18 protein-coding genes and 5 pseudogenes are annotated in these 18,666 nt (G+C 69.2%); 15 read left to right on the forward strand and 8 right to left on the reverse strand.

From position 1 onward, the window contains the following. Nucleotides 1-200: 200 nt before the first annotated feature. Nucleotides 201-547 (reverse strand): annotated as a pseudogene (locus ACFV8T_RS02035) (SDR family NAD(P)-dependent oxidoreductase); the annotation flags it as partial. A 252-nt stretch (nucleotides 548-799) separates the two neighbouring features. Here ACFV8T_RS02035 and ACFV8T_RS02040 point away from each other — a divergent pair. After that, the gene (locus ACFV8T_RS02040; RefSeq protein WP_385323646.1) at nucleotides 800-2,218 is read left to right on the forward strand and encodes an erythromycin esterase family protein; all 1,419 of its coding nucleotides are present in this window, start codon (nucleotides 800-802) and stop codon (nucleotides 2,216-2,218) included. A gap of 50 nt (nucleotides 2,219-2,268) precedes the next feature. On the opposite strand, the pseudogene ACFV8T_RS02045 reads toward ACFV8T_RS02040, so the two are convergent. After that, a pseudogene (locus ACFV8T_RS02045) lies at nucleotides 2,269-2,894 on the reverse strand (transposase family protein); the annotation flags it as partial. A gap of 219 nt (nucleotides 2,895-3,113) precedes the next feature. Between ACFV8T_RS02045 and ACFV8T_RS02050 the strand changes: the two are divergent. The 3 genes from ACFV8T_RS02050 to ACFV8T_RS02060 all read left to right on the forward strand — a co-directional run bounded on the left by ACFV8T_RS02050 (nucleotide 3,114) and on the right by ACFV8T_RS02060 (nucleotide 7,419). Continuing rightward, nucleotides 3,114-4,880, forward strand: coding sequence for a phosphatidylglycerol lysyltransferase domain-containing protein (locus tag ACFV8T_RS02050; RefSeq protein ID WP_385323421.1), 1,767 nt, complete (start codon nucleotides 3,114-3,116; stop codon nucleotides 4,878-4,880). Nucleotides 4,881-4,882: 2 nt separating this feature from the next. Further along, complete coding sequence (locus ACFV8T_RS02055) at nucleotides 4,883-5,581, forward strand: hypothetical protein (protein WP_385323423.1); 699 nt, start codon at nucleotides 4,883-4,885, stop codon at nucleotides 5,579-5,581. 197 nt (nucleotides 5,582-5,778) lie between these two features. Then, entirely contained in the window at nucleotides 5,779-7,419 is a 1,641-nt protein-coding gene (locus tag ACFV8T_RS02060; RefSeq protein WP_385323425.1) for an APC family permease, read from the forward strand. 151 nt (nucleotides 7,420-7,570) lie between these two features. Here ACFV8T_RS02060 and ACFV8T_RS02065 read toward each other — a convergent pair whose 3' ends face one another. Next, nucleotides 7,571-7,726 (reverse strand): hypothetical protein, encoded by a 156-nt coding sequence (locus tag ACFV8T_RS02065; RefSeq protein ID WP_385323426.1) that lies wholly within the window; start codon nucleotides 7,724-7,726, stop codon nucleotides 7,571-7,573. Nucleotides 7,727-7,799: 73 nt separating this feature from the next. Here ACFV8T_RS02065 and ACFV8T_RS02070 point away from each other — a divergent pair, with 73 nt between their 5' ends. After that, on the forward strand, nucleotides 7,800-8,507 hold the full coding sequence (locus ACFV8T_RS02070; protein ID WP_385323428.1) for a hypothetical protein: 708 nt from the start codon (nucleotides 7,800-7,802) through the stop codon (nucleotides 8,505-8,507). A 110-nt stretch (nucleotides 8,508-8,617) separates the two neighbouring features. On the opposite strand, the gene ACFV8T_RS02075 is transcribed toward ACFV8T_RS02070, so the two are convergent. Together ACFV8T_RS02075 and ACFV8T_RS02080 are read right to left on the reverse strand one after the other, a co-directional pair. Next, nucleotides 8,618-8,887 (reverse strand): hypothetical protein, encoded by a 270-nt coding sequence (locus ACFV8T_RS02075; protein WP_385323430.1) that lies wholly within the window; start codon nucleotides 8,885-8,887, stop codon nucleotides 8,618-8,620. Nucleotides 8,888-9,536: 649 nt separating this feature from the next. Beyond that, nucleotides 9,537-9,908 (reverse strand): winged helix-turn-helix transcriptional regulator, encoded by a 372-nt coding sequence (locus ACFV8T_RS02080; protein ID WP_385323432.1) that lies wholly within the window; start codon nucleotides 9,906-9,908, stop codon nucleotides 9,537-9,539. Between the two features lie 92 nt (nucleotides 9,909-10,000). Between ACFV8T_RS02080 and ACFV8T_RS02085 the strand changes: the two genes are divergently transcribed. The 3 genes and pseudogenes from ACFV8T_RS02085 to ACFV8T_RS02095 all read left to right on the forward strand — a co-directional run bounded on the left by ACFV8T_RS02085 (nucleotide 10,001) and on the right by ACFV8T_RS02095 (nucleotide 11,907). Beyond that, complete coding sequence (locus ACFV8T_RS02085; RefSeq protein WP_385323434.1) at nucleotides 10,001-10,840, forward strand: SDR family oxidoreductase; 840 nt, start codon at nucleotides 10,001-10,003, stop codon at nucleotides 10,838-10,840. Between the two features lie 7 nt (nucleotides 10,841-10,847). Beyond that, nucleotides 10,848-11,048 (forward strand): annotated as a pseudogene (locus ACFV8T_RS02090) (transposase); the annotation flags it as partial. 7 nt (nucleotides 11,049-11,055) lie between these two features. Continuing rightward, complete coding sequence (locus ACFV8T_RS02095; RefSeq protein WP_385323436.1) at nucleotides 11,056-11,907, forward strand: recombinase family protein; 852 nt, start codon at nucleotides 11,056-11,058, stop codon at nucleotides 11,905-11,907. Between the two features lie 40 nt (nucleotides 11,908-11,947). On the opposite strand, the gene ACFV8T_RS02100 is transcribed toward ACFV8T_RS02095, so the two are convergent. Together ACFV8T_RS02100 and ACFV8T_RS02105 are read right to left on the reverse strand one after the other, a co-directional pair. Next, nucleotides 11,948-12,463, reverse strand: coding sequence for a putative immunity protein (locus ACFV8T_RS02100; protein WP_266424730.1), 516 nt, complete (start codon nucleotides 12,461-12,463; stop codon nucleotides 11,948-11,950). Beyond that, nucleotides 12,460-13,080: a putative immunity protein gene (locus ACFV8T_RS02105; protein WP_385323438.1), complete on the reverse strand. Its 621-nt coding sequence runs from the start codon at nucleotides 13,078-13,080 to the stop codon at nucleotides 12,460-12,462. The genes ACFV8T_RS02100 and ACFV8T_RS02105 overlap by 4 nt, the downstream gene beginning before the upstream one ends. Before the next feature lie 255 nt (nucleotides 13,081-13,335). On the opposite strand from ACFV8T_RS02105, the gene ACFV8T_RS02110 reads away from it, so the two are divergent. From ACFV8T_RS02110 to ACFV8T_RS02125, 4 genes and pseudogenes are all read left to right on the forward strand, one after another. Beyond that, on the forward strand, nucleotides 13,336-13,671 hold the full coding sequence (locus ACFV8T_RS02110) for a MerR family transcriptional regulator (RefSeq protein ID WP_385323440.1): 336 nt from the start codon (nucleotides 13,336-13,338) through the stop codon (nucleotides 13,669-13,671). A 103-nt stretch (nucleotides 13,672-13,774) separates the two neighbouring features. After that, nucleotides 13,775-14,032 (forward strand): annotated as a pseudogene (locus ACFV8T_RS02115) (HAD family hydrolase); the annotation flags it as partial. A gap of 59 nt (nucleotides 14,033-14,091) precedes the next feature. Then, complete coding sequence (locus ACFV8T_RS02120) at nucleotides 14,092-14,424, forward strand: helix-turn-helix domain-containing protein (RefSeq protein WP_385323442.1); 333 nt, start codon at nucleotides 14,092-14,094, stop codon at nucleotides 14,422-14,424. A gap of 176 nt (nucleotides 14,425-14,600) precedes the next feature. Next, nucleotides 14,601-15,071: a hypothetical protein gene (locus ACFV8T_RS02125; protein ID WP_385323444.1), complete on the forward strand. Its 471-nt coding sequence runs from the start codon at nucleotides 14,601-14,603 to the stop codon at nucleotides 15,069-15,071. Between the two features lie 523 nt (nucleotides 15,072-15,594). Here the strand turns inward: ACFV8T_RS02125 and ACFV8T_RS02130 are convergent. Further along, nucleotides 15,595-15,759: pseudogene (locus ACFV8T_RS02130) on the reverse strand (IS5/IS1182 family transposase); the annotation flags it as partial. Nucleotides 15,760-15,877: 118 nt separating this feature from the next. Between ACFV8T_RS02130 and ACFV8T_RS02135 the strand changes: the two are divergent. The 3 genes from ACFV8T_RS02135 (at nucleotide 15,878) to ACFV8T_RS02145 (ending at nucleotide 18,379) form a co-directional block, all read left to right on the forward strand. Further along, nucleotides 15,878-16,897, forward strand: coding sequence for a carbon-nitrogen hydrolase family protein (locus ACFV8T_RS02135; protein WP_385323446.1), 1,020 nt, complete (start codon nucleotides 15,878-15,880; stop codon nucleotides 16,895-16,897). 99 nt (nucleotides 16,898-16,996) lie between these two features. After that, the gene (locus ACFV8T_RS02140) at nucleotides 16,997-17,464 is read left to right on the forward strand and encodes a hypothetical protein (protein WP_385323447.1); all 468 of its coding nucleotides are present in this window, start codon (nucleotides 16,997-16,999) and stop codon (nucleotides 17,462-17,464) included. A 570-nt stretch (nucleotides 17,465-18,034) separates the two neighbouring features. Next, a complete protein-coding gene (locus ACFV8T_RS02145) occupies nucleotides 18,035-18,379 on the forward strand; it encodes a hypothetical protein (protein ID WP_385323449.1) in 345 nt (114 codons plus the stop codon). Nucleotides 18,380-18,666: the final 287 nt, after the last annotated feature.

Here is an 18,666-nt window from a genome sequence, read left to right on the forward strand (position 1 = left end):
AGCGCTGGGAGCGGCCGTTGGCCGGCGGGAACCGGTAGGCCGTCACGATCTCGCACGGCACCCGGAGTACCGCCAGGTCCTCGCCGACCTCGTCGGCGTCGGCGTAGAACTCCCCGCAGCCGGCCTCGCGCCGGAACGCCAGCCCGTCGCGGTCGAGAACCCCGCTTGAGGTGACGCGGCGCGCCGCGCTCCGGTCAGCCGGGCAGCAACTGCCGGGCTGCGAGGATGTGCGCCATCACATTGACGTCCCAGTCGTCGGCCCAGATCTCCTCTCGGCCTCCGGACGACCGGCCGGGGCGATGCCCGCGTTGGCACAGTAGATGTCGATGCCACCGCCCAGCGCCTTGCTCGCCGCGGGGACGATATGCGAGGCGTCACCGGGTACGGCGGTCCCGCCGATTTCCTCGGCGATCGTGCGTGCCTTGGCCTCGTCCAGGTCGTTCACCTCCACCCGGGCACCCTCCGCGGCGAATCGGCGGGCCGGCACGGCACCGATCCCGCCGCCTGCCCCGGTCACCACAACTCCCGCACCGCGCACCGTGTCCACTGTCAGCACTCCCTCGGCCGGACATCACCGACGCACATACTGAGCGGTCGGTTTGCTTCCCTGGAAGGGGGCGTACCGGGGTGTCGGAGGTGCGGACGGCGTCACGCGCACAGCAAGCAGCGGGGTGGGGCTGCCTCCGCCCCCGGCGGACCCAGCCCCACCCCTCGGTGGACCCAGCGCCACCCCCGGATCCGGGAGCTGGGCGGATGGATCATCACCGGGCCGCTCGCCACGCTGGAAGCCATGACACGACTGACGCGAAAGCAGAACGGGCTCCTGGTCTCCGCGGCCCTGTGCACCAGCGCACTGGTGGCGGCCGCCGCCCCGGTCCAGGCGATGGGGCCGGCACCGACGCACGCCCCCGCCACCACCTCCGCGGCTCACCTCCGCGGCCCGGCCACCCCCGGCGATCCGCAGGAGAAGGACGCGGTGCGCGCCATCGAGTGCGCCGCGCATCCGCTGCTGTCCACCGAACCCACCGGCGGCTTCCGCGATCTGCGCCCGCTCGGGCGGATGGTGGGGAACGCCACCATCGTGGGCATCGGCGAGGCCACCCACAGTTCACACGAGTTCTTCTCCTTCAAGCACCGCGCGTTCCGCTATCTGGTCCAGGAGAAGGGCTTCCGCACCTTCGCGCTGGAGGCGCCCTGGAGCACCGGTCAGCGACTCAACGGCTATGTGCGGTACGGCAAGGGCGACCCGCGGCAGATCATGCGGGACGAGTTCCGCAACTCCTACCAGGTCTGGCAGAACCAGGAATACCTGAGGCTGATCGAGTGGATGCGCTCGTGGAACGTGGCGCACCCCGGCGACCCGGTGCAGTTCATGGGCAATGACTTCGGCTACGCCGGGCCCGACCTGTACGACCGGTTGACCTCGTACGTCGGGCAGCGCTTCCCCGCACTACTGCCCCAGTTCACCGCTCTGTACCAGGGGCTGCGCCCGACCACCGACGTGGACACCTATGTCCACGCCTATCTGGCCAAGCCGATCGCCGAGCGGAAGGAGATGGCGCAGCGCACCGGGCAGGCGCTGGCACTGTTGCAGGGCCAACGGCCGGGCGGCGGGAAGGCCGAGCAGGAGGCGTACACCTGGGCGGTGCAGCATGTCCGGGCCATCGACCAGACCGCCACCGGGTACAGCTACGACTTCAACGAGCCCACCCAGGGCGCCGCGGCCATGCGCTACCGCGACCAGGTGATGGCGGACAACACGGTGTGGTGGCAGCGGCACACCGGGGACCGGGTGCTGCTCTCCGCACACAACGCCCATGTCGGCTACGACACCTACTCCCCGAAGGAGTACCCGAGGATGCAGGGCGCGTTCATCCGCGACAAGATCGGCTCGTCCTATCTGAGCGTGGGGTTCACCTTCGACCAGGGCTCGTTCAACGCCGACGGGCCGAACGGCGCACTGACCCGGTACACCGTCGGTCCCGCCGGGCGGGGCAGCAACGAGCGCACCCTGGACGCGGTGCGCCACCGGGACTACATGGTGGACCTGCGCACCGCGCCGGCGGCGGCCCGCAACTGGCTGGCGGTCGCCCGGCCGACCCGCAGCATCGGCACCTCGTACCCGGATCACGCGGTGTACCCCGTATCGCTGCTGCCCTCGCACGATGTGCTCATCCATCTGCACCGGATCAACGCGGCCGGTCTGCTGGACCACTGAGCTCGGCGCTCTGGTGGCGGGCGTGCTCGCGGCGCAGGGCCGCGTTCCCAGCGTTGGTGGACGTCGGGCAGTGCGCTCCTGTTCGGCTTCCTGGGTGGTGTGATCGCCTGGCCCGGGTGATCGCGTCCGAGGCCGAGGTAGCCGTCGTCCAGGAGGACCTCCACGTCGGGGGCTGTTTCTTCTTGCCCGGGACGAACGCACGGCGTCCGCCGCGCCGCGGCCGGCCGGGGCCGGCGAACCTGGATCTCGGTGGCGTCCGGGCGGAGCTCGATGCCCTCGGCCTGGGCGTAGGCGAATACGTCCGCCAGTGTCTTCAGACGCAGGGCGGGCCGGCCGGGGACCGCGCAGCCTCGCTCGGCCAAGAGAGTGCGGTCTCGCCGACGGCGCGGGTGACGGTGGAACGGTCGACACCGAACAGCAGCCCCGGCACCGAGTGCGGCAAGTCGTGCCGCAGGTGGATGAGCGTGGCCACCAGCCGGTCGACGAAGACCGACTGGTGCCGGGCGCCGGCACCCGCGGCCCGCTTTCTCGCCCCGCCTCGTACTTCATGACGGCGGCCTTCGACTGTGGCCTGCCACGGCTGGGCCAACTCCTGTGCCAGACAGCTCAGATGACGCCGGGAGATCCCGGTGAAGAGCCGATGCGTGAGGACCGCCCGATTGACCTTGACCGTCACAGATGGATCATGTGCTCGATGGGGAGGGGCCGTCGCGCCGTCGGTTGCGTCGCCGTCCACCGCCGTCCGCGGCGCTCGACGCCGATGTATACGGCGTCCGCCGCCTCGGCCGTCCGGTACGCGGCGTTGAACGCGTCCGGGCCCGCCTCGGCGAGTTCACCCGTTCACCGCACTCCGTGGAGCGCCTCCGAGGGCCCCGCAGCCCCTAGGGTCGCTCGCATGGGGCGCGTCCGACGGAGTCCGCAGCCCGGCGCGGACCGCAGCGAGTGGTCACGGCGCGGATACCTCTCAGCGGTCTGGTATCTGCGGGCCGTAGCCTTCATCAACTTCCTCGGCGCTGTGTGGGTGTCCTTGGGAAACGACATCCGGCGGCACAACGACGACGAATTCTTCACGCCCTATCTGCTGACTGCCGGGTTCTTCTCCGGTGTGCTCTCCGCGTTTCTCGCGATCACCATGCGGCGGCGCAAGCGCGCCGCCTGGATCCTCAATCTCGCCCTGGCCGGGCTGACACTGGTACTGACGGCCCTGGCCCTGGAGTTGCCGGTGTACCGGCAGCACGTCCAGAACTGGATCGCGGTCCTGCTGACCGCGTTCTTCGTCGCCGCCATGCTCACCGGGCGGCGGGAGTTCCACGCGAAGGGCGACCGCGCCAACCCGAAACTGGCGGCGGTGGTCGGCGTGGTCGGGCTGGTGGTGGGGTCGTTGCTCGCCACCACGATGGTCACCGTGAGCAACACCGACCTGGACGCCGGGCGCTCCGACTTCCTGGAGCGCTGGCACTACGGTGTGCTCCGCATGTTCTCGCTCGCCTACGACGACATCCGCTTCGAGGGAATCGCCACCCCCGGCTGGGCCAATGTGCTCATCAACCTGATGAGTACGGCCCTGATCCTGTTGGTCCTGTACGCGGCCTTCAGATCCCGACGCGCCGTCGACCCGCAGACCGACGAGGACCAGCGAGAGATGCGCGCGCTGCTGGAGCGGTACGGCGACCGCGACTCCCTCGGCTACTTCGCCCTTCGCCGCGACAAGAGCGTCATCTGGTCGCCGTCGGGCAGGTCGGCCGTCGCCTACCGAGTGGTCGGCGGGGTCTCGCTCGTGTCCGGTGATCCGATCGGAGACCCGGAGGAGTGGCCGGGAGCGATCGACCGCTGGCTGGTCCAGGCCGGTGAGCACGGCTGGACACCTTCTGTGATCGGGGCGAGCGAAGAGGGCGGCATCATTTACGCCCGGCACGGATTGAACGCTCTGGAACTGGGCGACGAGGCGATTGTCGACATCGGCGAGTTCACTACGGAAGGCCGTGCCATACGGAGTGTCCGCCAGGCACACCACCGCGTCGAGCGCGCCGGATACACCGTCCGTGTCAGCCGTCACGAGGACATGACGGCGGACGAGATGGCCGAGATGATCGGATTGGCCGACGACTGGCGTGACGGAGCGACGGAGCGGGGATTCTCCATGGCGCTGGGCCGTCTCGGCGATCCGCAGGATGGCCGCTGCATCATGCTGGTCTGTCGTGATACGGCCGGGCGGCCGCGTGCCCTGCTGAGCTTCGTCCCCTGGGGCGCCGACGGGCTCTCCCTGGACCTGATGCGACGTGACCGGAACTCGGACAACGGCCTGTTCGAGTTCATGGTGCTGGAGCTGATCCAGCGTGCAGGCGACCTCGGGATCACCCAGGTCTCGCTGAACTTCGCGATGTTCCGCGCGGTCTTCGAACGCGGCTCCCGGATCGGCGCGGGCCCGGTGCTGCGGCTGTGGCGCTCGCTGCTGACCTTCTTCTCCCGTTGGTGGCAGATCGAGTCGCTCTACCGCGCCAACGCCAAGTACCGGCCCATCTGGGAGCCCCGCTTCCTGCTGTACGCCCAGAGCACCGATCTGCCGCGGATCGCTCTTGCCAGCGCCCGTGCCGAGGGCTTCCTGGAGGCGCCCGGACTGCCGAAGTGGCTGCACCGCAGACGTCTGGAGACTCGCCGTTGAACATGGCTGCCTCGTTCGCCCGGCGCGAGTGGGGACCCCTCTACGTGACCGTGCGGACGGCCCTGGCCACCCGTGGGTGGCGGGCCGTCCCGCTGACGCTCGCCTCGGTCTGTCTCATCGCGCTCTGTCAGATCGTCCAGGACCAGAGCTGGGGATACGGCCTGATCCAGGACATCGGCTTCGTCCGGGCCGAGGACCCTCTCTGGCTCGCCCTCCTCCGTACCCCGCTCTCGCTCTTCGTGCCCGCGCTCAGCCTGCCCGTCTGGGGCGCGATGCTGCAGGTGCTGGCCGTGTTCGGCGTTGCGGAGATCACTCTGGGCCGGCCGCGTACCCTCGTCATCGCCTACGTCTGCACTCTCGCCGGGACGCTCTACGCGCGGTTCGGCATCGCCATCGGACCCGAGGGCCTCCTCGGGCTGCCGGCCTCGGACGCACGGATCGTCGACACCGGGCCGTCGGTGGCGGTCACGGGGCTCGCGGTCTGCGTCTGTGTGTGTACGGGGGCGTGGTTCACCGTGGCGCTGGTGGTCGTGGCGATGGTCGGCGAGGTGATCGTCAAGCCCAACTTGGCCGGCACGGAGCATCTCGTGGCGATCGGGGCCGCGCTGGTGCTGTGCGCACCAGCGGCCCTGCGGCACCGGCACCCGTCCGACGGCGACGGTGGTGCGGGCGGGCCCGCGGTGCCGCCGGCCGGGGGCTGAAGCCCGCTGTTCGCAGGTGCCGGCGGCCCGGCCGTGCCGCAGTGGCTGTCTGCCTCCCGCCCCCTCCGTTCGGAGCAACTCTCGCCGTGCCGGAGCGGCCGGGCCGGGGGCCGGTACCGGGATAGGGAGAGGATGCCGACGGGACGCGACGGAACGGCTGCGCGCCCCGTCGAAACCGGAGCGAGGTTGCCTGTCAGATGCCGACGCCGGCCGCACCTGAGCTGTCCCGGAAGCCGGGTCTGAGGCGAGACATCGGCCTGATCGGACTCGTCTGGACCTCCGTGGGGTCCATCATCGGCTCCGGCTGGCTGTTCGGCGCGCTGTTCGCGGCGCAGGTGGCCGGGACGGCCGCCCTCGTCTCCTGGGGGATCGGAGCCCTCGCGATCACCGTTCTGGCGTTCGTCCACGCGGAGCTGGGGGCCATGTACCCGGTCTCGGGCGGCACCGCGCGCTTCCCGCACTACGCCTTCGGCAGCGTCGCCGGGGCCTCCTTCGGCTGGTTCTCCTGGCTCCAGGCCGCCGCCACGGCACCGATCGAGGTCATGGCGTCGCTGAACTACCTCAGCATCCACGCCACCTGGGTACAGACGGAGAAGAACCAGCTGACCGCCGCCGGATACGGTCTGGCCGTCGCCTTCATGGCCTTCTTCGTCCTCGTCAACTTCTTCGGCATCCGCTGGCTCGCCCACACCAACAGCGTGGCCACATGGTGGAAGCTCGCCATCCCCCTGCTCACCATCGCCGCTCTGGCGGGGACCACCTTCCACGGAAGCAATTTCGGCCACCAGGGCTTCGCCCCGTTCGGCGTCGAGGGCGTGCTCTCCGCCGTCAGCACCGGCGGAATCATCTTCGCGCTCCTCGGATTCGAACAGGCGGACCAGTTGGCGGGGGAGAGCCGCAACCCGGCACGGGACATTCCGCGGGCGGTGATCGGCTCGATCCTCATCGGCGCGCTCGTCTACTGGGCGCTCCAAGTGGTCTTCATCGGGGCCCTGCCACAGAGCTCCTTCGCCCACGGCTGGGCCGATCTGACCTTCGCCGACAAGGCGGGGCCGTTCGCCGGACTCGCCCTGTCCGCCGGGCTCGGCTGGCTCGCCGCGCTGATCTACATCGACGCGGTCGTCTCACCGACCGGCACCGGCCTGATCTACACCACCGCCGCCTCCCGGGTGTCGTACGGCCTCTCCCGCAACGGCTATGTGCCCGCGGTCTTCGAACGGACGACGGCGCGCGGGGTTCCCTGGTTCAGTCTGCTCTTCGCCTTCCTCGTCGGGCTCATCGTCTTCCTGCCTTTCCCCACCTGGCAGAAGCTCGTCGGTTTCGTCACCTCCGCGAGCGTGCTGATGTATGCGGGCGCGCCGCTCGCCCTCGGGTGTCTGCGCAAGCAGGACCCGGACCGGCACCGCCCATACCGGCTGCCCGGCGGTCTGTTCTGGGCCCCCGTCGCCTTCATCGTCTCCAACCTGATCATCTACTGGGCCGGCTGGGACACCCTGTGGCGACTCGGCCTGGCGATCGTCCTCGGATATCTGCTGCTGGGCGGCTCGGCACTGCTCAGGCTGAACCCGAGGGCCCCGCACCTGGACTGGCGGTCCGCCCAGTGGCTGCCGGTGTATCTGGTGGGGCTGGGCCTGGTCTCCTGGCAGGGCGGCTACTGCAGCGGAGGACCGGCGTCGAAGGTGTCCTGCGGTGCGACCGGCGTCATCCCTCTGTGGTGGGACATGGCGATCATCGCCGCGTTCAGCCTGCTGATCTACTTCTGGGCGCAGGCCGTCCGGCTCCCGGACGAGGCGACCCAGGCGTACATCGGCCCGGTCGACGTACTGCCCGGCCGCTGACGACCGGGGCACTGACCTCCGTTGGCGGTCAGGTCGTTGATCAGCAGGTGGAGGTGCGCAGTGGTCGGCCACCGGCGGCGCCGGTGCTCCAGCCGGTCCAGCAGCAGCTGCGAGGTGAGATCGTCGAGCGGGCGGACGCGTCCTTGGATCTTCACGACGTGGTGTCCTTCCCGCCCAGCTCAGCCAAAGTACTGGCGACGGCACGCGGACAGGCGTCCTCGACGAAGGTCGCCGACGGCCGGACACAACGTGTGGTCGAGCTGACCGTCCAGTTACCGAGCATCTGCTGGATCGCCACCAGGTCCAAGACGGAGGCCCTCCGTCTCCTCCCGAGCAGAAATATGCAGGACAACTGCCACTGGCTCCGAGACCATCAGCCAATGACCACAGAACCGCATCTGCTGTCCCTCAGCATCGTCGTGCCACCGTTGGGAAGTCGACACGGCGCCGTGGAATGCCGACCGATCGTCAACGGACGAGACATCCTGGCCGAAGTGTTCGATGAAGGCCCGGCAGATGACCCTCGCTATCTCTTGGGGCCGGACGCGCCGCTTCACGCGACAGACACCCCCCATGAGGTTCGGCTTGCCGTGGCCGAGTGCACGGAAGGATGCTGCGGCGCTGTCTACGTGACCATCAGGCGCGAAGGGCAACACGTGATCTGGAGCGGCTGGCGCAACCCGTATGAGGATGATGTCGATCTCCCAGAGCTTCGATTCGACGTCAATCAGTACGAAGTGGAGGTCCGCCGGGCCTCGACGGACCACAGCTGGGAGTGGCCGGCCCGAACAGTCGCCAGGCTTCTGGAGGAAAGGCTCCGGGAGCACGCCGGCCGGCTGACGACTTGGGAATGCGAGCTGGGAGCCGTCTCGGCTTGGCACTGGGAGCCTGACCAGATCAATGTCTTTCTGTTCCATCCCGGCCGTTCCGCGATCAGGGAAGACCGTCCCTGGCTTCAGTTCAGAATGGCCCTTCCGATCTCCGGAGACGACCCGGCTGATCAGGCAGAGCTCCTGGAGGCGCGTCTCACGGCCGAGGATCCCCGCGAGGTCGCCGAGGTTTGCGGCGGTTCGAAGGGAATTTACTGATCAGCTCGGCTACCCCTGGCCGGGCCCCCGACGGCGCGCATGAAGCGCGGTTGAGGCGAGGACTCTTTGGTCAAGCCGTGTGGGCGCCTGAGGGGTTCTGAGCGGGAGCGTCAGTCGTCCGTGGGTGTGTCGGATCCGGCGTATCCGTAGGTCCGGCCGGCGGAAGTGTCAGAGGCCCGGACGGCTGTGCAGATATGCCGGGCGGCAGGGTTCCCAGGTCCCTGCCCCCGGCCGCCGCGAGCACGGAGGCGTGCGGGTGGAAGCCCGTCCTGATCGAGCTGGACGATTTTGGTCCGTCCGCTGAACGGACCGCCGGTCAGCTTGATGCCGACGGTGTTGTTGACCACCTCGCCGGCCAGCCAGCGGTGGATGGGTTTCATGTGCTCGGATTCCTCGGCCCCCATCTCCGAAGCTGATCACGCACCTGTCCGCAGGACAAGAAGGTCCCACGGGATCATCAACCGCGACAGGGGGGAAGCCATGCCGGACCCGAAGGGCCGGAAGGCCCCATTGCGGAGCCACGGAAAAGGCAACTGTGATGGTCGACCTGCGGCCCGGGTTGGGTTACTGCCAGGCTGGCGTCGGCGTTCCGGCATGACCCGAAACGGTAACTGGCGGCTCGTCAGAGCTTGCCGACTTCCTCGGCAGCTGCGCCTTCACCGGCCCGTCGGCGCCGGGCCACGGCAACCGCGTGACCCGCGCACGGATGACAGCGAGGACGGACAGCCGCTGGCCGGCGCGTACGATCGAAAGCGACCCGGCTTTCGCGTAGGCGTCGACGACGTCCTCGGTGGAACCGGCGGACTTGGACTTCTGCCACGTCAGCTGCCTGGAGACTCCCAGCTGGTTGGCGATCTGCTGCCACGCCCCGCCGTTGTGCCGGGCCGCGGGTCACGGCCGTGGTGATCTCTTCCACCTGGAGGTCATGCAGCGCGTTCAGGGCGGCCAGAGGGCGCTATGGGATCAGGGCGAAGATCTGGCTCAGCCGGCCGTCCATCGCGTCGCGGATGTGCACCAGCCAGTACCACGCTATCCCGCGCTGCGCGGCGACAGCCGCCGTGTGATCCGGTCGAACAGCTCCGTCAGCGGCTCGCCGACGTCCCGGCCGAACTCGGTCAGCCCGTAGGTGACCTGGGGCGGCGTCGTCGGCTCGACCTCCCGCCAGACCAGGCCGTCCTGGACCAGTGCGCGCAGGGTCTGGGCGAGCATCTTCTCGCTGATGCCCTGGATGCTCTCGCGCAGCTCGTAGAACCGGAGGTCATTGCTCCGCAACGAGATCAGCACCCAGACGCCCCACCTGCTGGTCACGTGGTCGACCACATCGCGCGCGGGGCAGTCGGTGTGAAACACGTCATACCGCTTCTCTGTCTCGGCCTGTCCGTGCTGCGCGCTTCCCGTCATTTCATGAGCTTACTCCAAGGTATGTCCTTACCAAAAGTTAGCCACCGCTCTTAGCGTGAAGGCCACACAGGACATCCGACAAGGAGCTGATCATGATCGTGGTGACCGGGGCTACCGGGAATATCGGCCGGCCGTTGACGCAGGCGCTGGCCGAGGCGGGCCAGCAGGTGACGGCTGTGTCACGGCACACGGCGGCGGTGCCGAACGGCGTCCGCCACGTGGCGGCCGACCTGGCCAGGCCAGTCAGCCTCAAGCCCGCGCTGGCCGGGGCGAAGGCGTTGTTCCTGCTGCTGTCCGGCGACCTGCACGCCGCTGGAGCCAGCCCTGCCGACATCATCGGCGAAGCCGCGGTCAGCGGGGTCCGCCGGGTCGTCCTGCTCTCCACGCTGGGCGTGGTGACCAGGCCCTTCGGCCCAACACGGATCGCGATGCGCGCGCTGGAGGACACGCTGCGGGAGTCCGGCCTGGAGTGGGCCATCCTGCGGCCGGGTGGCTTCGCCTCCAACGCTCTGTGGTGGGCCGAGTCCGTCCGCGCGCAACAGGTCGTCGCCGCGCCCTTCGGCGACGTCGGGGTGCCGATCATCGACCCGGCGGACATTGCCGCGGTCGCGGCGGCCTGCCTGCTGGATGACCGGCACACCGGCGGCGTCTACGAGCTGACCGGCCCGGAGGTGATCACTCCGCGCCAGCAGACGGAGGCCATCGCCGCCGCGCTGGGCTCGCCGGTGAGGTTTCACGAGCTCACCCGCGACGAGGCCAAGGCCGCCATGACCCAGAGCATGCCGGCGGAGCTCGCCGACGACACTCTGGAAATCCTTGGTTCCCCGAGCCCGGCCGAGCTGCGCGTCAGCCCGGACGTCCAGCGGGTCCTCGGCCACGCCCCGCGCCCCTTCGCCGACTGGGCCGCCCGCAATGTCGCCGCGTTCCGCTGAGACGCGTCAGCGCGGCACCAACGAGAACACCAACCGGCTGCTTCGGCAGTACCTCCCCAAGGGCACGGACCTCCGCACGTTCAGCCAGGCCGACCTGGACGCCATCGCCCATGAGCTCAACCGTCGTCCGCGCGAGACCCATGGCTACCGCACTCCGGCAGAGGCCTACGCTGGCCTCCTGAACAGCGGTGATGCGCTGACCGCTTGAGCTCGCCATGGCCAATCTGGTCTACAGGCGGGTGTCGACCGACCAGCAGTCGACCGACCGTCAAAACCTCCTCCTCACCGAGGCCGGGATCGAGGGTCCGGTCACGTTCGAGGAGGAGGCCGACACCTCCAGCCGCCTCCACCCGCTCCAGCGCCCGAAGTTCAGCGAGCCGCCGGCGTACGCGCGGCCGGGCGACGCCGTGCACATCTCCGACATGTTCCGCCTCGTACGCGGCACGCAGCACATCCTCGACGTGCTCGACGTCCTGCACCAGGGTCGCCTCGCCCTGCGCATCCACGACGGCGCGTTCTCCGCGGTGGACCTCACCGCACGCCACCCGCGCACCGGAGAACTGCTGTCCACCGTGAAGTTCATGGTGCAGACCCTCGCGGCCGCCGGCGAACTCCGGCGCGACCTGCAGCGGGAACTGACCTACGACGGGCTGCGGGCCACCGCGGATAGGCGGGCGCCGCCCGGCGGTCAAGGACGAGCAGACCGACGGCGTACGCGCCGCGTACCTGGGCGGCCAGTCCAGCGCCGGCCTCGCCCGCGAGCACGACGTCAGCCGCGGCGCCATCCGTACGGCCGTCGCCGACCTCATGCCCGAGCACTCCACCGGCCACCAGGACGCCCCGGCCCTGGAGCTGGCGGGCACCCTCGATATGCCGGGCAAGGTCGCCGACTTCACTGCGCGTCAGCGCCCCACCCGCCGCCCACCGCCAACTCCTCGCCCGCTGCCAGCCCCCCTTCGGGCCGTACGGCGCCGGCGTCGGCACCGAAACCGATGTCGACGAGAGCGGCCAGGCATCGACCGAGCCGGTTGGCGGAAGATCGCCGGCATCAAGGCGGGGAACTCTGACCGATTGGGCCGACAACGGGGGGCCGTGCACGGTTCGGCCTCAACAGTCGAACACCGACCAGCAGATGTCGTTGCGCAGCCGCTGGTCATCAAGTACGAGCTCGCGGATCGCATCCGGGAGCTGATGGCGCTGCCACTGGCACTCAAGTCGTCCCGCGGTCTCGCTCTCGCCTTCCGGTGCTGCTGCACGTGCGGCCTTGATCGCGTAGGCGGCCGCGCCGAGCTCGTGCGCGGCGACGTGAGCGACGGCCCCGGCCTGGCCGGCGGCGTACGCGGCATGCCGCGCTGCCCCACGCAGGTCTCTGGCTGCCCCCATCGCATGGCCGCCCGCCGCGCGGGCCTGCATCATCTTGACCTCGCCACGCACCCAGGCCCTCGCATGCTCGATCGCCTGGCGCGGTCGCGGGTCCCCGGGCTGGGCCGACTCGAAGAGGCCAAGGACGTGCTCTGCACAGGCGGCAGCCCATAGAGCGAGGAGACGGTGATCCGCATCAGTGAGAGTCCCACCACGGCGGATCGTCACGAAGCGGGGGTCGCGGACCTTCGGGAGGATCATGACGTGCACCCCCTCCTGCGCGCATCGGCGCCGCTCGCTGCGGTGTGCTCCGGGGGCCGGTCAGCCGCCTGGCGCAGGGAATGATCCAGAGTGCTCATCAGCCGGGCGACACGATTGCTGCCGCCTGGCGCGGGCGGGTAGCGGCAGAGCACGTCGATGAGCACCGGTGTCGCACGCTGCCGCGACCGTTCCAGCAGGGCATGCCCGATCGCGGGGTCACCGCCCGCCTCCATCTCCCCGATGCGCGCAGCGCTCGCGCAGGCTCGCAGGATGTGGCCGACCTGGCCGGCCTGGGCGATGGGGTGCAAGTATGCGGCCGATGCGGCGTCGCCGGCGGATCGCGCGGCCAGTCGCGCGGCTTCGGAGGGCGCGGACCGGGCTGCCCGGTGAGCGTCGAGGGAAGTGACGCGCTGCAATTTCGTCCTGCCGGCACCGTTGATGAACGCCCAGGCCGCGTCGATCGCCGCACGGGGGCGCGGATCATCGGGAACATCCTGCTCAAAGACCGACAGGACGTCCTCTGCGTGCCGAACCACATAACGCGCCACGACGCGCAGCTCGTCCATCGTCAGATCGAAGTCTCCGGACACGGTGTACTTGCTCTGTCCCATGTCCATGAATCATATCCTTGAACACTCGGTGGAGACTCTGCGACGAATCCTCCGCTCACCCACGTCGGAACCCTCAATCGGAGGTCACATGCTGCGGCCCGTGGACCTGGCTCGTCGCCATGGCCTCTCCACGCAGGCGGTCCGCAACCACGAGACCGCCGGCACCGACGGGGTACCGGGACTGCACCGCCACTCATGCCGCCGGCCTCGCGGCACCTGGCGCTCGTCCCTGCCTTCGGCCACTCGACGAGCAGACGCATCATGCATGCCGTCACCGGCGGCCGGCTCGACGAAGCACTGGAGTACGTCGACGATGGGCACGCGCTCCTGGCTCGCGACCGCAACACGCCACGAACCGTCGAAGGGGCGCTCTCACATCTCGGAGCCGGCACCCCGGATACGGCGGCCGGCACTCGGGCGCCGTACAGCATCGGTGAACTTGCCCGCCACCTCGGGCTCAACCCCGCCACCCTGCGCACCTGGGAACGCGCTGGAGCCCTCACCCCACAACGTGACCCGCGCACCGGGCACCGCCAGTACCTCGCGCAAGACGTGCGCGACGCCGAACTGGCGTGGCGGCATTGGGCGGGCTACTGACACTTCTCATGGCAAACCCGATGACGTTCTCGCGTCCAACGGCAGCTGATCGGGGCGACTTTGAACGGCCGTCGTGAATACGCAGGTTTTAAGGCCGTGTGGAGAGTGGGGGTGCGCCAAGCCGTCGGCTGACTTCTTCGCGCGGGTCCTCGACGCTTCGCAGGCCCTGGCACGGGACACCGTCTACGTCGGTGACCACCCGATGAACGACACCTTCCCGGCTGCTCGGGCCGGTCTTCGGACGGTGCACCTGCGCCGTGGGCCTTGGGGGCACTTGTGGACAGACGGCCCTCAAGTACGGGAGACGGCAGACTGGGTGATCGATTCGCTCACGGACCTGCCCTCGATTGTCAGCGAGTAGCCGACAATTCCGAATCCGTACCCGCACAGTGACGGTACGGGTACGGGTACGGTCAGATCGTGTCCGCCGACTCCCCGCACGAGGTCGGTGAGCGGATTGCCGCGCGTCGCCTCACCCGGACCGGTCTTGCCGCTGCCTCCCACGTCTCCTATGCCACAGTCCGGGCCGTCGAGCGCGGCGCGAGGCGGCCGAGCGACGAAGTGCTCGAAGCGATCACTGCCACCCTTGAGGTGGATGCCACGCAGCTGCGCACGGGGTACGTCGGCACCGAGCGCCGCGTCCATCGCGCGTTGCCCGAGCTGTCTGCGGTGATCGCCGGGTACGACATTGCGCAGGGACCTTCGACTCGTACACCGGACGAGCTCGCTGATGCGATCAAATCGTCGAGGTAGGTCTTGTACTCGTTGAGGACGGACGCCGGGTTCTGCCACTGTCCGTTGAAAAGGTCCTCGGGAGCGTCAGCTCGGGAGAACCGCAGGCGCGATCCTGCGTGAGGCAGAGCCAACAGCGTGGCCTTCGCCACCGGATAGAGTCCCTGCGACGGTAGTGGGAGATACGGGAGTTCTCTGTGGCCGAGTTGGCGGCGCGCGAAGAAGTTCGGGTGTCCGTGGAGTTCCATGCGTTCGCCCTTCAGGAAGAGGACGACATGGAGGTCCCCGCCCCCTTTCCCGAGGAGCGGGCAGTGGATCCAGGGGCAGATTTCCTGACCGCCTACGACATGCGTCTCGACTTCAAGAGCGCCGGGCACACCCACGAGGCAGCTCTGACAGCCGAGGTGTGGAGCAGCGAGCCGTCCGTGACCGGCGATGCCCACTGGGGAGCTCAGGGCGAAGCAGAGATTTTTTCGACTACCGGGAACCTGTCGGTCGAGACGATGTCCGGGGTCGGCGAAGGCAGGGTGGAGCTCGGGCGTCCCGACACGCTGTGGAAGGTTCGCGCCTACTGTTCGGGCCGGGCCGAGGCCGCTTGGCTTGCGGCGGTGGACGTGCCCGTCGGGGTGGAGCGGTACCTGGTGCAGTTCTGGCCAGCCGGCGCCTGAGTACCCGTGGGCAGAGCGCCGGGCTCTGCCCACAGGGCGCGTCAGGAGATCGAGACGATGTAGGCGTCGACGTCGTCCCCGCTGCTGAACCCGTCCGGAATGCGGTTCCGGTCCATGAATATCTTCAGGATGCTCCCGCCGGCTCCGTTGTCAGCCTTGGGCAGGGGTCTGACGGAGAAGTTGTCCTTCGGCTTCGTCCGGTCGTACTTGCTTTGAGCTGCGCCTTCGTAGGTGCTGGCGAAGGGATACTCGTCGCATTCCCGCGAGACTCCTGGAACGCCCGTGGCGTAGTGGGCCCCAGTACTTGAGGCAGGCGGCGATGGCCGCGCGGCGATTGGCCTTTACGCGGTCGCCGTCGTTCTGGAGCCGGTGCAGCGTGTGCTTCAGGTCGAACCCCGGTACCGCTCGGGAGGCCCTGCGGGCGGTGCGGTCGGAGATCAGTCCAGCGATGGCGGCGTGCCCGGGTGCGCCGCCGAACCGATCACCGACCTCGACGTCCCGGTCTCCGGGAGGCCGTCATGCCCGAGTTGGCGTCGATGACGAGCTGGTGGTTGGTGGAGTACTGGTAGTTCTTCGACTGCTCGGCGACGGCGTGGTCGCGGGTCGGGACCAGGGTGCCGTCCACGATCAGTACGACGTCCTTGGCGAATCTCTTGCGTGGCCGGAGGGCGAGTATCGGCCCGAGGTTGATGGCAGGCTTCTTCGTGACCGGTTCACTCATCCATCCGCATCCGGACCGCGCGCCCCGGACACCGCTCGACGGCCTGTTCCTGCCGGTGCGCTCCACCTCTGAGGAGGACTCCGACATGTCATCTCCCACTTCCACGAAACGAACTGTCGCGGCGGTGCACGCCGCTCCGGTGTTCATGGACACCGAGGCGACCGTCGGCAAGGTCATCCGCTTCATCGAACAGGCCGGCCGGGAAGGCATCGACCTGCTGGTGTTTCCCGAGACCTTCGTGCCCGGTTACCCGTACTGGATCGAGGCCTACGCCCCGCTGGACCAGCAGGGCGCCAACGTCGCCTATGCCGAGGCGTCCGTCGAGGTGCCCGGTCCGCAGATCGCCCGGGTCCAAGCCGCTTGTGACCGCGCCGGGGTCGGCGCCGTTCTCGGTGTGAGCGAGCGGCTCGCGGGGACCCGCACGTGTTTCAACAGCCAGGTCTTCATCGAACCCGACGGCACCCTTCTCGGAGTTCACCGCAAGCTCCAGCCCACCTATGCCGAACGGATCGTGTGGGCTCAGGGCGGCGGTGCCACCCTCAGCGTCTTCGACAGCACTCTGGGCCGGATCGGCGGTCTGGCCTGCTGGGAACACACCATGAACCTGGCCCGGCAGTCCCTGATCACCCAGGGCCAGCAGATCCACGCAGCAGCATGGCCCGGTCTGTCCACCATGACCGGCTTCGAGACCGTCGCCGACGTCCAGATCGACGCCATGATGAAGACCCACGCGCTCACGGCGCAGGTGTTCGTCATCTCTGCCGGGAACCCGGTGGACGAGACGTGCCTCCAGTGGATGGAGTCCACTGTCGGACCGCAGAAGCACATCGCTGCGGGCGGCGGCTGGTCGGCCGTGATCCACCCCTTCAACCAGTACCTTGCCGGCCCGCACACCGGCCTTGAGGAGAAGCTCGTCACCGCCGAGATCGACCTCGCCGACATCGACGCCGTCAAGGTCTGGGTCGACTCCCGCGGTCACTACGCGCGACCGGAGATCCTCGGCCTACGGGTCGACCGACGCCCGCTCTGGCATGACGAGGGACACCGCGAATGGCCTGCCGCACCGAGTGACGGCACCGCCGCCCCGGCAGCCGAAACGGCCTGAGCAGACGACATCGGTTCCGGTTCCGTCGGTTACCAGTTGGCGCCGGTTCGCATTGCCGTGTGGTGCGCATGTCAGCCGCCTGGGCCGCGCGTCGAGCGGATGGCGCCGCTGCTCGTAGGGCTGCGAGCCGGCGGAGTAGGCCGGGAAGCCGACCTGGACTTCTACATGGAGTCCGTACGCGACCTCTGGTGCGCCGACCGCCCGCTCGCCGACGCCTCCGAGCGCGTCCACGTGCTGGAGCAGTTTCCCGAGCTTCAGCCGAGCGACGAAGGGATCTCCGATGTTGCCGGCACGTACACCTTCTTCGCAGCTCTCGTCCTACGCTACGCCTTGCTGGCCGACGCCTCCGGGAGCGCAGACGACGCGGTGTCCTGTGGGCATGCGGCGCTCACAGCGATGGGGATGCTGGATCAGAACGTGAAAGGCACTGCCTTCCGTAATGAGGAGGAACGACTTCAGATCCTGTCGGTGTCCGGTGATGTCGCAGGGCTGTGGGAGGCGAGCGTCGAGGCGGGGCGAGAGCGGTTCCGGGCCGTGGTGACCCGCACCGCACGCGACTCTGGCTGAAGGAGCGGCACCCCGAATCCGAGCGCGACCCCATAGCGTCAGAGCAGGGGAATGGCGAAGGGACGAACACGTTCTTGCGCGCCCGGCCCACCACACCGACCCGCCCCGGAGCCCGCGCGCGACCCACGTACTACGAGCCGGCCCGGGGCCGGCTGCGCGGGGGACCGGCCCCGACACACTGTCACGACGCCCCCTGCAGCTCCCGGTACGACTTCCCACCCGCGGGAGCGACGCCCGCCAGGGAGCAGCGATTTTTCGTCGGCCGGGGCAGCGGCGCGACCGGGCCACCGCCCGTAATCCGATCCTTATGGGGGTGGGTGTGATCGCATCACGAAGACGCCGGCCGGAGCGCGGCCGGCCCGTTCGCGCCGATAGGGACTGCCATGCTCCAGCCGTGCTTCACCCGGTGCGGGTGGGCGCTGATCAGGCAGGACAGCCGTACCAGGTCCCGCCGCAGCTCGGCCGCCCCGATGGCCGGGCGCAGAGCGAGCTGGTTGGAGGTGCGGATCTGCCGGTGCTTGAGGTCGATCAGGTCGTCAGGGAAGAGGAGACAAGAGGATGAACGCGTCGATGAGAAGTGCAGCCGCAGGAGCGGTCGGCATCGCCGTACTGGCTCTGACGGCACCTGCGGCGAGGGCCGCCGGCGAGAACACGAGCGAGGCGGTCGGCGTCATCTGCGGAACCGATCGAGCGTCAGGGCTCGCGGTGGGGACGGCCCATGCCAGGGACTGCGCCACGGCACTCCAGGTCGCGAGCGCCTACACGCGGAGCTGGAACAGCGGCGGCGAAGGGGCCACGACCATCCATGCCGCAGGATCCGTCTGGAACTGCCGGGAACAGCCGGGCCCGCTGAATCCGTATCAGGAATGCGTCGAGACAGGCGGCACCGGCCGGTGGGTCACCCTGATGTCCTGATCAAGACGCCCGCCGAGGCCACAGGCCTGCTGGTCGCAGCGCCCGCCGGCCCTCCAACCCGTTCGAGCGGGCCCAATCGACATACTCATATCGTAGTGTCGGGCGAACACTTCAACGTGCCTGCGAGCCGCTGGGCTACCCGGCCAGGCGAGTACTCGCTGAGCATGGTCCGGCCGCGCGGCACGTACCCCGGGGTGGGGGGGGGGGGCGCTCCCCGTGGGGGGGGGGGGGGGGCGGGGGTGTTGGTCCCCGTGTTGTGGGGGGCTGGGTCCCGCCCGGGCCCCCCC

Origin of the sequence: Streptomyces sp. NPDC059832 (assembly GCF_042731715.1) — a bacterium.
Taxonomy (GTDB): Bacteria; Actinomycetota; Actinomycetes; order Streptomycetales; family Streptomycetaceae; genus Streptomyces.